Here is an 11,603-nt window from a genome sequence, read left to right as displayed (position 1 = left end):
TGGTAACTTCGAGAACGGATTCATCCTGACCCTGAAGGGTCAGGTATTCTCCTGTACTACGTATAACTATACCACGTCGGCTCTTTGTGGTGACCGGAGCCGTGGTAGGTCGGCTCCCGTCCTTATGCATCCGTGACGCCTGAACCCAGAACAAGAGGGCTCCAGTCCAGACCTCTGCCCCTATCACTTTTACTTCGGTACAGACGGGTTCAGTCAGACTCCGAGCCCGAAACCGCGTCCACAGACATCTCGACGTACATCGTGTGCCAGTTCCGTAGATGGTATCTCACGAGACCGACCGCACGTTTCAGCGCTCCAGACCCCGAGCGCGAGCCTCTACGTCCGGACGAACCTTCTCTTCCCTTCTGTCCCAGACTCATAACTGTGTAATTCGGCTCGACATCCTATAAGTCTTGGGAAGAGTTAACACGCCACCTACCGCGCCAGTAAGCTTTTATCCGTACGTGTTAAGTCTTCTATATGGTCGGTCCTCTGATATGGGTCTCGATAGGTCTCTTCCTAGCCGGCATGGTACTCGAAGACTGGTCCGACGAGCTAGCCGCCGGAGGATGGATAGCCTTCGGAGCCTACTGGATGATGCGGTTTCCCGTCTACTACCAGGAGACACACAGCTTCATAAAGAGCATACTCGTCTTAGTCGCACTCCCCGTCTCGGTCTATGTTGCCTACGAGATATACACGAACCAACGTGACTCGCTCGTGAAGCTAAGCCACGCAGTCGCCGCTATGGGTCTCATATACCTGCCGTTCGCATTCGTCGACCCTCTCAGGGCGGCACTCATAGAACACACTGCGCGACAGTCGTACCGTCTCCTCCAGATACTCGGAGTCGAGACGACTCTCACTACACGTGACGGCGTCGTCAACACATTCGTGACCACTAACCCCGCGACCGGAGAGACCTACGTCACCTACATAATTCTCGCGTGTACCGGAATAGGAAGCATGTCTATCTTCGGAGGAGTCGTAGCCGCAGTCGACGCTCCGCTCGACAAGAAGATAAAGGCACTCGGTGTCTCGATACCCTCGATATACGTCCTCAACCTCATAAGGAACGCCTTCATCACGACCTCGTACGGCTACCAGTGGTTCCCTCTCGCAGAGGAGACTATAAGCCGCATGATGGGCGAGCCCTACGGATACGCGAGCTTCTTCTGGGCTGACAAGGTCATCTCACAGTCTCTGAGCGTCGTCGTCCTCATAGGTATCACGGCGGTCATCGTCCGTCTGATGCCCGAGGTTCATGACCTCCTCACTGACGTCTTAGACGTACTCGCGGGGAAGTCGGCGTAACGTAACCCTAACGCGGAAGACGGATACGTACACAGATCTTAGGTACTTCCGAGAATGAGAATCGGAGACGTCGAGGTCGAGTTCTACAACGACTCCGTCTATCTCCCCGAGACCCAGACTGTCGGAGTCAGCGACCTCCACGTCGGAAGGGAGGCGGAGGCACACGACGAGGGGATCTCGATGCCTCTCTACGAGTCGGAGACACTCGAAGACAAGCTGAGGGACGTACTCGCCGAGTTCGATCCCGAGACTCTCGTATTCAACGGCGATGTCCTCCACTCTTTCGGGAAGATACGAGACAACGCAGAGACGGTCGAACGTCTCGGGGCTGTCGTAGAGTCATACGACGCCGAGGTCGTCTTCGTCGAGGGTAACCACGACAGCATGCTCGACTCCGTAGTAGAGACACGCAGGTTCTACGAGGCGGGCTCCGGGGTCGTATTCACACACGGCGACACGATCCCCGCCGACTTACCCGACGCAGACCTCTATGTCGTGGGGCACGACCATCCGACAGTCGAGATAGAGATGGAGAAGACCAACTGCTACATCTACGGCGACTTCGAGTCGTCGAAGGTGCTGATGCTCCCCGCTTTCAGTCCTCTCTTCTCGGGGGTCGCCATAAACGAGATGTCTTCTGCCGACTTAATGAGTCCCTTCGTACGCGACCTCGATGAGTTCCAGGTCGCAGTAGAGAAGCAGAAAGGCGAAGTCTTGGAGTTCCCGCGTCTGAGGGAGTTCCGGCGTATGCTGTAGCAAATTAGAACCCTTATGTGACTGGGACGGAAAGCTATGGTTAATAAGGTGACTAACTCGATGGGCTCCTCAGACACTGAAACTCAGGCTGATACTGACACTGACACTGACACCGACGACTTAGAAGACGCTGACGCCGACGAACTAAGACAGAGGCTACGTCAGAAGGAGGAGACCGTAGAGGAGCTTTCGTCGAAGCTCGACGAGAGACAGAAGGAGATCGAGGATCTCGAAAGCCGTCTCAAGAGGGTACAGGCGGACTTCCAGAACTACAAGAAGAGGGCGGAGAAGAAGAAGAAGGAGTTCTCTAAGTACGCCACAGTCGACCTCGTCTCGGAGCTTCTGACTGTGAAGTCGAACCTCGAAAGGGCTCTCGACGAGGAGGGCGACATACGTGAGGGCGTCGAGATGGTCAACAACGAACTCGACCGTATACTCGAATCCGAGGGCGTCGAGAGGATAGGCACGGAGGAGTTCGACCCCGAGGTACACGAGGCGATGATGCGTGTCGACTCCGACGAACACGAGGAGGGCGAGATAGTCGACGTCTACGAGGACGGCTACGTGATGGAGGACAGGGTAGTCCGTCCCGCGAAGGTCACAGTAGCGAAGGGCGACGACGAGTAGAAGAAACTGCCAAAGTTTTTAAATAACGGGAGTAATAACTTGAGGTAAGTAGAACATGACAACCGAGAAGATCGTAGGAATTGATTTAGGTACGACGAACAGTGCGATGGCTATCATGGAGGGTGGCGACCCCGAGATAATCGAAAACGCCGAGGGTGAACGTACTACCCCTTCCGTCGTGGCTTTCTCCGACGACGGCGAACGTCTCATAGGGAAGCCCGCGAAGAACCAGGCGGTTCAGAACCCCGACAGGACTGTACAGAGCATCAAACGTCACATGGGTGAGGACTACGAGGTCGAGATAGACGACGACACCTACACCCCCGAACAGATCTCGGCGATGACTCTCCAGAAGCTCAAACGCGATACCGAGGACTACCTCGGAGAGGAAGTCGAGAAGGCTGTCATCACCGTTCCCGCTTACTTCTCAGACGCACAGAGACAGGCTACTAAGGACGCGGGCAAGATCGCTGGCTTAGAGGTCGAGAGGATCGTCAACGAGCCGACTGCGGCGGCGATGGCTTACGGACTCGACGACGAGAGCGACCAGACCGTCCTCGTATACGACCTCGGAGGAGGAACCTTCGACGTCTCGATACTCGACCTCGGAGGTGGAGTATATGAGGTCGTCTCGACGAGCGGTGACAACGAACTCGGAGGAGACGACTTCGACCAGGCTATCATAGACTGGCTAGCCGACGACTTCGAGGAAGAGCACGGAATCGACCTACGTGACGACAAGATGGCTCTCCAGCGTCTCAAGGACGCCGCCGAGGAGGCGAAGATAGAGCTTTCGAGCCGTAAGGAGACGACGATCAACCTCCCGTTCGTCGCCTCCGACGACTCGGGTCCCCTGCATATAGAGAAAGATCTCTCGCGTGCGAAGTTCGAGTCGATGACAGAGGATCTCGTCGAGAGGACGATGGGACCTGTCGACCAGGCGATAGAGGACGCCGGCGTCGGAGTCGACGGAATAGACGAGATAATACTCGTCGGAGGATCGACACGTATCCCGGCTGTGAGGGAAGCCGTAAAAGACAAGATAGGAATGGAGCCGCGTAAGGACGTCAACCCCGACGAGGCAGTCGCACTCGGTGCCGCGATACAGGGTGGAGTCCTCTCGGGAGAGGTCGACGACCTCGTTCTCCTCGATGTTACTCCGCTGTCGCTCGGCATAGAGACGAAGGGCGGAGTCTTCACACGTCTCATAGACAGGAATACTACGATTCCGACCGAGGAGTCGAAGGTCTTCACGACCGCTGTCGACAACCAGACGAGCGTCAACGTCCGTGTCTTCCAGGGAGAACGTGAGATGGCAGAGGACAACGAGCTACTCGACGAGTTCGTTCTGTCGGGTATCCCACCTGCACCCGCCGGAACCCCCCAGATCGAGGTCTCCTTCTCGATAGACGAGAACGGAATCGTCAACGTCGAGGCTGAGGACAAGGGAAGCGGAGAGTCGAAGTCGGTCACGATAGAGGGCGGAACCGGACTCACAGACGAGGAGATAGAGGATATGGTCAACGAGGCGGAGAAACACGCTGAGGAGGACAAGAAGCGCAGGGAACGTATAGAGGCGCGCAACGCCGCCGAGAGCGCGGTCAACAACGCCGAGAGCATGCTCGAGGACAACGAGGAGGACGTCAGCGATGAGACAGTCGAGAAGGTCGAAAGTGCCGTAGACGACGTCGAGGAAGTCCTTGAAGACGAAGACGCCGACAAGGAAGAGATCGAGTCGGTCACCGAGGATCTCCAGGAGGCTATACAGGAGATAGGAAAGGAGATCTACGGCGGGCAGGAGGCTCAGGCAGGCGCAGGTCCTGGTGCAGGCGCTGCGGGTGCTGGCGCGGGCGCAGGACCTAACCCCGGCGCTGGCGCAGGACCCGGTGCAGGTGCAGGTGCGGGCGCAGGCGGTGCCGGAGCCGGAGACGCCGACTTCAACGACGTCGACTTCGAGGACGTAGACTCAGACGCCGACGAAGAAGACGAGTAAAACTAGGTGAGACAGGTGACCCAGAGCTACTACGACGTACTCGGCGTCTCGAAGGACGCCTCTGAAGACGAGATCAAGAAGGCGTACCGTGAGAAGGCGCGTGAGTACCACCCCGACATAAGCGACCACGACGACGCCGAGGAGAGGTTCAAGAAGGTACAGGAAGCATACGACGTACTCGGTGACGACGACGCCCGTCAGGCTTACGACCAGATGGGTCACCAGAGGTTCGAACAGGCGAAGAAACAGGGCTTCGATCCCTCCGAGGACGGCTTCCAGGGTGCGGGAGCCGGAGCAGGTGCGGGCGCAGGAGCCGGTGGATTCGGCGGCGGAGCCGGAGCCTCCGGAATGGGTGGCTTCGAGGATCTCTTCAACGACCTCTTCGGATTCGGCGAAGGTCGTGGACGTGGCAGAGGCTCCGACAGGGGCTCCGACGTCGAGACGACGGTGACGATAAGCCTCGAAGACGCATTCGAGGGCGTCGAACGCGAGGTGACCTACTCCCACGACGTGACGTGTCAGACTTGTGGAGGAACCGGAGCGAAGGACGACTCAAGCGTACACACGTGTGAGACGTGTGGCGGACGCGGAGAGGTACGTCAGCAGCAGCAGACTCCGTTCGGCACGACGACCTCCGTCCGTCCGTGTCCCGACTGTGGCGGATCGGGACAGATAATCGAGGAAGAGTGCCCCGACTGTAACGGACGCGGGAAGAAGACAAAGACAGAGACGACGAGGGTACGTATACCCTCGGGGGTCGAGGACGGCACGACTCTGAGAGTCTCTGGCGGAGGAAACGCCGGAGAAGCCGGGTCACGTGACGGCGACCTCTACATACAGGTCGAGGTCGAGGATCACGACAGATTCGACCGTGAGGGCGACGACATCTACTACACACATCCCGTGAGCTTCCCGAGGGCGGTCTTCGGTGGCGAAGTCAGAGTCCCGACACTCGACGGCGAGGTCGAGATGGAGGTACCGTCGGGTACACAGAGCGGAGAGAGGTTCCGACTCCGCGACAAGGGCATGCCACGTATGAGAGGACGCGGACGTGGAGACGAGTACGTCGACATACAGGTCGTGACTCCCGACCCGTCCGACCTCAACGACGAGGAGACCGAAGCCCTGAGACAGTTCGCCGAGGCTGGCGGCGACGAGATCGAAGTTGACGAGGGCTTCTTCGACAAGATCAAGAAGATGAGCGGGCTTAACTGATAACTAAGCCACTACTCTTCCTAAGACAAACGCCCCCATCGCCGCGAACATTCCCACTTTGAGTAGCTTCTGACCCTTCGACGGGTTCTTCCAAGAGATGAGGCTTCCGGCTAAGAGAATCAGGTCGCCGGGCACTACACCCACGAGGTAAGCGAAGCCGAAGATACCCTTTATGTACGGAAGAGGGCTGAGACCCACTGCGACTAAGACAGAAACAGAGGCGAGCATGAGCGACCTCGTTTCCCCCCAGATTATCGGAAGAGTCCTTGCACCCTCCTCGCGGTCGCCCTCTATGTCCTCAACGTCCTTGACTATCTCTCTGCCGAGAGTCGCGAGAAGACCCAGTACGAAGAGGACTGCTGTGTACTCGACTCCTCCGACGGCTGCGCCACCGAAGAGAAACGCACTTCCCGTAAGGTAGGCTACGACGAGGTTTCCGACGAGCGGAACACGTTTGAGATGTGACGAGTAGGTCACGAGCGCGGTCAGGTTGAGAACACCTATACCTATCGCGAGAGGCGGAAGAGACAGTACGACGAAGAACGCGAGCAAGAACAGGGACGACGCAGTTCCGAGAGCCTCCCTCTCCGAGAGACGTCCGCTGGGTATCGGACGGTCAGGACGGTTCACGGCGTCTATCTCGGCGTCGAAGTAGTCGTTGACTGCGTTTCCCGCCCCGGTTGCGAAGACTGTCACTGTCGCCGCGGCTACTGCGGGCACTAACGAGAAGCCGCCTATGAAGCTTCCTATCACAGCGGCGAAGCCCGCGAAGACCGAGTTAGCGGGACGTGTTATCTCGATGACAGCCTTCGCCTTCACCTTCTCTTTCGGTGTGGATCTCACTGGTGTTGGGACTTCGTCGAGACTTCCCTTTTTAGCTTCGTTTCCACCACGTTGTACCGTAAGTAGTAATAAGTCTGTTTGCAAGTATGTAACATGGCATTCGGAGATGTCGACAAGATATGGATGGACGGAGATCTCAAGGACTGGGAAGACGCTCAGATACACGTCCTTTCACACGTAGTCCACTACGGAAGCGGCGTCTTCGAGGGAATCCGGTGTTACGACACCGTCCGAGGACCCGCTGTCTTCCGACACCGTGACCATTACGAGAGGTTCCATAACAGTGCCGACGCACTCGGTATAGACCTCGACTACTCGGTCGAGGAACTCGTCGATGCGACCCACGAGGTCATAGAAGAAAATGGCTTAGAGTCGTGTTACATACGTCCAGTCGCATTCTACGGCTATAACTCTCTCGGAGTCGATCCCTCCGACTGTCCCGTTCGGACAGCGATCGCTGCCTGGCCCTGGGGAGCCTACCTCGGTGAGGACGCCATAAAGAACGGCGTCGAGGTTCAGGTCTCATCTTGGAGGCGGTACCACTCGTCACAGATGCCAACCACGGCGAAGATCAACGGCGGCTACGTCAACTCGCTCCTCTCGAAGACAGAGGCTCTCGAACGTGGATACGAGGAGTCGATAATGCTCAACAAGGAGGGTGACGTCGCAGAGGGAAGCGGGGAGAACCTCTTCATGGTCGACGACGGAACTATCTACACTCCGGGTCTCGGATCGAGCGTTCTCGACGGAATAACCAGAAGGAGCGTCTCCCAGATAGCGAACGACCTAGGATACGAGGTCGTTGAGAAGAGCATCTCACGTGGAGAGCTCTACAACGCCGACGAGCTCTTCTTCACGGGAACCGCGGCGGAGGTCACTCCTATACGTAAGGTCGACGACGTCGTCATAGGCGAGGGAACACGTGGTCCGATCACTGAGGAGATACAGAGTACCTTCTTCGACGTCGTCGAGGGAGAACGTCCCGAGTACGACGCCTGGCTCGACTTCGTCGGCGACGAGTAAGTAAGACCTTTCTCCTTCTGTTCTTCCGTCTTCTGGCTTCTGGATTCTGTCTCGTCTTAGTAGCCGCTCCGCTACTCGTCTTCACCTAAAAATAAAACAAACGAAAGGCTGTCTGTTCTACTGTTCTACTCTACGACGCTGAGCCGCTCTGAGCCTGCTCGATTGCAGCTTGTGCTCCCTTCTTCTGTATCGTCTCTAGACTTATGCCCATCTGCTCCCACCATGGGTTCTCAGGTCTGGGTGAGTGGTGATCCATCCAGGCTGAGATGTTCGAGTCAGGAACCTGACTCTTGTGGAGCCACGACGGGTATCTGTCAGAGACATTGACGTCTCTGAGGGGCTTGTCGTATCTCGATATGTTGAGACCTTCGAGCATACTCTGGTTGATCGGCTGTGTTCCGACAGGTAGTCCGCCGACGAGCATCTTCTTCGTCATCGGGTTGATGTCATAGCCGAGTTTGTACTGGAGGCGATCGTAGTAGAGCGCCTCGTCCCTTATGCCCGAGGAGTCGTTCATTGGTGTCGATGTGGCCCAGTCGATAGGCTGGCGGTCGAGATGCGGACGTTTATGCGAGTTGACGAATCCGGCGACATCCTGGACGTCGCTCCAGTTGGTAAGCTGGTGCGCCCCGTTGTAAGGCATTGCTTCACGTACGAACGCTGCTGACGTGTAGAGACGGCTCATGCCTGCTCCGTCGCTGAAGGATCCGTTGCCCCATATGGGTGGGTACTGTGATGCTATGCCCTGTCCGTCCTTGCCGTGACATCTCGAACAGTTTTCGAGGTAGAGCTTCGCACCTCTGACAGGGTTGGTGTTCTGGACAGGTGTACGCTCCTTTGCGCTCTGCTTCTTGAGATGTCTCCAGTAGGGCATCGTCTCAGCAGGTGTACCCTTACCGAGCCAGACGATGTAGTTCTCCATCGCCTGTATCTCTTTGCTCCTGAGAGGCGGAAGCTCTCCGGCAGGAGCGTTAGGTCCACCGTTCATGCTACGGAGGAAACATCCCGTGATACGGAGACGTAGATTACGCATTCTGTATGTACGTCCCGTCCACTCGGGGTAGCCCGCCGAGGTTCCGACGAACGGAATCAGCTTGATGTCCTGTCCCACCATTCCGGTGGTTGTCGGAAGTGCTCCTCCACCGTGGCAGTTAGCACACGAGAGGTTGTTTCCGACGTACTGAGGCATCATCTCGGACGTGTTCGCCATGAGCTTACGTCCGTATCTGATGAGTTCGCCACGTCTTCCGCCGGGAAGAGTGGATTCGTTCATCTTCTTAGGGACGAACTTGTACTGTGCCCCTTCTACACTTGCGTTTCTGTGCTTGAGCCCGTCGGCTTTCCTGATGTCCTCGTCTAACCACTTGTATCCCGTCCACGTTCCGGGGAGTGATACGGGCTCGGCTTCCATGCCGCCGTTCACTCCACCTTGGTCTCCGCCGTCTTGGGTTGTGTCGTTAGTGGGTGCGCCGTCTCCTCCAGCACCGCTGTCGGGCGCTCCACCGTTACCCCCACCCCCCATACATCCTGCTAATACCAACACTGCAGCCAGACCGGCTATAATAGCTATCTGTTTGCGTCTTGACGATCTACTCATCTTTGAATACCACTACGGCGTAGTTTCTTCTTCCTCTGACATAAATACTTTGACTAATACCCGTACAACCACGTGGTATTTATGTGCAATTTGTATGTAACTTGGGTGGGTTACGGGCTGAAACCGGCGCGTGTGGTCAATACGTTAGATATAACCCTGTCGAAGACCCGATCTACACAAGTGACAGAAGAATGAGGAAATTACGAGTTCTTGTTATAGTAGCACTCGGAATCGGTCTGATGGCTTCGGGGGTATCTGCTGCGGAGCTTAGTGGTAAGGTCGAGATACAGAACGACGTGGATTCAGGATATAATGTGACTGTGACTCCTCTCGACGAGAACTTCCAGAGCGTAGCCAACTCGTCGACGACACAGGTTGAGAACGGAAGCTATACGTTCGAGAACATAGCCGACGCGCAGAACTACTTCCTGCGTATGAACTACATGAGGATGTCACATTACAAGCTAATAAGCGGGAATGAGTCGGGGGACATAATTCTCAACTCCTCAGCGAGCGGAAGTGTAGTGAGACCCAACGGTACTAATGTGACGGGACGTGCTATCAACATTATCAACCGTCGAGGTCTCATGGTGGGTGCGAGTCTTACACGTCTCGACGGCGGATTCAACTTCACACCTCTTCAGTACGGCAAGACGTACACACTTGAGGTCATAGTCAACGATGTCCCTTATAGGCAAAAGGTCACTACCGGAGTCAACGCTACTAATGTGACTATTGAGGTCACAGAGCCGACGAGTGACATAGGAGTCATAGAGTCATCAGGTGGACAGCTTGCGGATCATGTCCTTCAGATCTCCAACACACCACCTGCTAACATGACGAATACCTCGGACGACTCGAAGCTCTATGTCATAGAGACGATGAATATCGTCAACACGGCTGATAGACCCTTCAAGGGACAGCTTGAGATAGGCATTCCCGAGAACGCACAGCTGAGCGCGGCGATGCTCAACAACCAGAGGGTTCCCTACGAGCGCGAGGGTAACACAGCCTATATAAACACGACTCTCGCAGGTCGACAGAGAACTCAGATAGGTATCGCTTACAGCATCCCGAGTTACAGACTCTCAAAGACGATAAAGTACGACACGGGAACCGTCGCAGTCGTGCCGAGAGGAGGATACACGACCGATAACCTCAACTACTCCGCAAACCTCGTCGTCGGAAACGCTCCGATTCCGATGCTCACGAGTTCGCGCGAGATATCCAGCGGAGAGGAGATCTCGGTGACGTTCCCCGAGACACCCAACGGCACTGCATCGGGTGACACTGGAGATGCGGGAGCCGGCGGAGACACAGGTGCAGGCGCGGGCACAGGAGGAGACGGATCGGGACAGGGCGGCGGAGACGGGGGATCGAGCCTTCCCCTAACCACGATAGGTATAGCAGTCGTGGTTCTGATCGTCGCAGGAGTAGTCGTCTACAAGGTTCTTTAGACGGGAATAGACTACTTTTTTCTATGGTATGACAGACACCGTACGTGAGACTGTCGAGAAGATACGTAAGAGTCTCAGCCCGAGAGACGAGACCCTCGCAGTCGCCGAGTCGTGTACGGGAGGTCTCGTCTCGTCGATCCTGACTGACTACGCCGGCTCGTCGTCTTTCTTCGAGAGAGGATACGTCGTCTACTCGTACGGTTCACAGCTTCAACTCGGTGTGAGAAGGGAGACACTCGACGAGTACGGTGCTGTGAGTGAAGAGACAGCGCGCCAACTCGCACAGTCAGCGCGTGACTCGTCAGGATCGACCTGGGGAATCGCAGTCACGGGTATCACAGGTCCTTCGGGCGGTACCCACGACAAGCCCGTCGGGACTGTCTATACCGCCGTCGCCTACTCGGGCGACTGGGGAACCTGTGACTCCTTCACGTCGGTCAGAAGAGACGAGTACGACGGCGACAGGAGACAGATCAAGAAGAAGATGGCGGAGGGCTGTCTCAGACATCTCCTCGACGAGATTGAGATCTGAGGACTTTCCTGACCCCGGCACCCAAGCCGTAGCTCAGACTTCCAACTCCTACTCCGATAACTACGCCCCAGACGACGCCTCTCGTGACGAAGCTTCTATCGGGTATCAGATTCGTTTCGGTTTTGAGTTCGAGGAGTAGAACTGACGTAACCCCGAGAAACCAGACTAAAGAGACGAGGAGGTACTTCCTGCGTGAAGTACCTCGGGGACAAGCCCCGTTCCGAGATCTCCGATCTCGCGGGCTCG

12 protein-coding genes are annotated in these 11,603 nt (G+C 56.4%); 8 read left to right on the top strand and 4 right to left on the bottom strand.

The genetic code is table 11. The annotated features are described in order from the left end of the window. Positions 1 to 209: 209 nt before the first annotated feature. A complete protein-coding gene (locus tag SV253_09895) occupies positions 210 to 380 on the bottom strand; it encodes a hypothetical protein (GenBank protein ID MDY6776362.1) in 171 nt (56 codons plus the stop codon). 100 nt (positions 381 to 480) lie between these two features. Between SV253_09895 and artA the strand changes: the two genes are divergently transcribed. Genes artA through dnaJ form a run of 5 tightly spaced genes read left to right on the top strand, consistent with a single transcriptional unit; the run spans position 481 to position 5,905 of the window. Continuing rightward, positions 481 to 1,314, top strand: a complete 834-nt coding sequence (gene artA, locus SV253_09890; GenBank protein MDY6776361.1) for an archaeosortase A — start codon at positions 481 to 483, stop codon at positions 1,312 to 1,314. A 54-nt stretch (positions 1,315 to 1,368) separates the two neighbouring features. After that, the gene (locus SV253_09885) at positions 1,369 to 2,070 is read left to right on the top strand and encodes a metallophosphoesterase (protein ID MDY6776360.1); all 702 of its coding nucleotides are present in this window, start codon (positions 1,369 to 1,371) and stop codon (positions 2,068 to 2,070) included. A 60-nt stretch (positions 2,071 to 2,130) separates the two neighbouring features. Beyond that, positions 2,131 to 2,697: a nucleotide exchange factor GrpE gene (locus SV253_09880; protein MDY6776359.1), complete on the top strand. Its 567-nt coding sequence runs from the start codon at positions 2,131 to 2,133 to the stop codon at positions 2,695 to 2,697. Positions 2,698 to 2,752: 55 nt separating this feature from the next. Then, a complete protein-coding gene (gene dnaK / locus SV253_09875; protein ID MDY6776358.1) occupies positions 2,753 to 4,690 on the top strand; it encodes a molecular chaperone DnaK in 1,938 nt (645 codons plus the stop codon). Positions 4,691 to 4,705: 15 nt separating this feature from the next. Continuing rightward, positions 4,706 to 5,905 carry a molecular chaperone DnaJ gene (gene dnaJ / locus SV253_09870; GenBank protein MDY6776357.1) on the top strand — a complete coding sequence of 400 codons (1,200 nt, stop codon included), beginning with the start codon at positions 4,706 to 4,708 and terminating at the stop codon, positions 5,903 to 5,905. 3 nt (positions 5,906 to 5,908) lie between these two features. Here the strand turns inward: dnaJ and SV253_09865 are convergent, their stop codons facing one another. After that, the gene (locus SV253_09865; protein ID MDY6776356.1) at positions 5,909 to 6,748 is read right to left on the bottom strand and encodes a geranylgeranylglycerol-phosphate geranylgeranyltransferase; all 840 of its coding nucleotides are present in this window, start codon (positions 6,746 to 6,748) and stop codon (positions 5,909 to 5,911) included. 93 nt (positions 6,749 to 6,841) lie between these two features. On the opposite strand from SV253_09865, the gene SV253_09860 reads away from it, so the two are divergent. Continuing rightward, on the top strand, positions 6,842 to 7,771 hold the full coding sequence (locus tag SV253_09860; GenBank protein ID MDY6776355.1) for a branched-chain amino acid transaminase: 930 nt from the start codon (positions 6,842 to 6,844) through the stop codon (positions 7,769 to 7,771). 130 nt (positions 7,772 to 7,901) lie between these two features. Here the strand turns inward: SV253_09860 and SV253_09855 are convergent, their stop codons facing one another. Next, positions 7,902 to 9,368 carry a c-type cytochrome gene (locus tag SV253_09855; GenBank protein MDY6776354.1) on the bottom strand — a complete coding sequence of 489 codons (1,467 nt, stop codon included), beginning with the start codon at positions 9,366 to 9,368 and terminating at the stop codon, positions 7,902 to 7,904. 191 nt (positions 9,369 to 9,559) lie between these two features. Between SV253_09855 and SV253_09850 the strand changes: the two genes are divergently transcribed. After that, positions 9,560 to 10,825, top strand: a complete 1,266-nt coding sequence (locus SV253_09850; GenBank protein ID MDY6776353.1) for a hypothetical protein — start codon at positions 9,560 to 9,562, stop codon at positions 10,823 to 10,825. Between the two features lie 28 nt (positions 10,826 to 10,853). After that, on the top strand, positions 10,854 to 11,357 hold the full coding sequence (locus tag SV253_09845) for a CinA family protein (protein ID MDY6776352.1): 504 nt from the start codon (positions 10,854 to 10,856) through the stop codon (positions 11,355 to 11,357). Here SV253_09845 and SV253_09840 read toward each other — a convergent pair. Continuing rightward, positions 11,326 to 11,603, bottom strand: a 278-nt coding sequence (locus SV253_09840) for a hypothetical protein (GenBank protein MDY6776351.1), incomplete at its 5' end; no start/stop codon positions are given. The two genes, SV253_09845 and SV253_09840, sit on opposite strands and share 32 nt — an antisense overlap.

The sequence above is a fragment of the Candidatus Afararchaeum irisae genome, assembly GCA_034190545.1.
Taxonomy (GTDB): Archaea; Halobacteriota; Halobacteria; order Halobacteriales; family Afararchaeaceae; genus Afararchaeum; species Afararchaeum irisae.
Note: the sequence above shows the minus strand (reverse complement) of the source record. Positions and strands in the feature narration are given on the sequence as shown.

Bases quoted from the DNA above. Each gene is read 5' to 3' on its own strand.
- SV253_09895 (MDY6776362.1), bottom strand. From the start codon at position 380: ATGAGTCTGGGACAGAAGGGAAGAGAAGGTTCGTCCGGACGTAGAGGC.
- artA (MDY6776361.1), top strand. From the start codon at position 481: ATGGTCGGTCCTCTGATATGGGTCTCGATAGGTCTCTTCCTAGCCGGC.
- SV253_09885 (MDY6776360.1), top strand. From the start codon at position 1,369: ATGAGAATCGGAGACGTCGAGGTCGAGTTCTACAACGACTCCGTCTAT.
- SV253_09880 (MDY6776359.1), top strand. From the start codon at position 2,131: ATGGGCTCCTCAGACACTGAAACTCAGGCTGATACTGACACTGACACT.
- dnaK (MDY6776358.1), top strand. From the start codon at position 2,753: ATGACAACCGAGAAGATCGTAGGAATTGATTTAGGTACGACGAACAGT.
- SV253_09860 (MDY6776355.1), top strand. From the start codon at position 6,842: ATGGCATTCGGAGATGTCGACAAGATATGGATGGACGGAGATCTCAAG.
- SV253_09855 (MDY6776354.1), bottom strand. From the start codon at position 9,368: ATGAGTAGATCGTCAAGACGCAAACAGATAGCTATTATAGCCGGTCTG.
- SV253_09850 (MDY6776353.1), top strand. From the start codon at position 9,560: ATGAGGAAATTACGAGTTCTTGTTATAGTAGCACTCGGAATCGGTCTG.
- SV253_09845 (MDY6776352.1), top strand. From the start codon at position 10,854: ATGACAGACACCGTACGTGAGACTGTCGAGAAGATACGTAAGAGTCTC.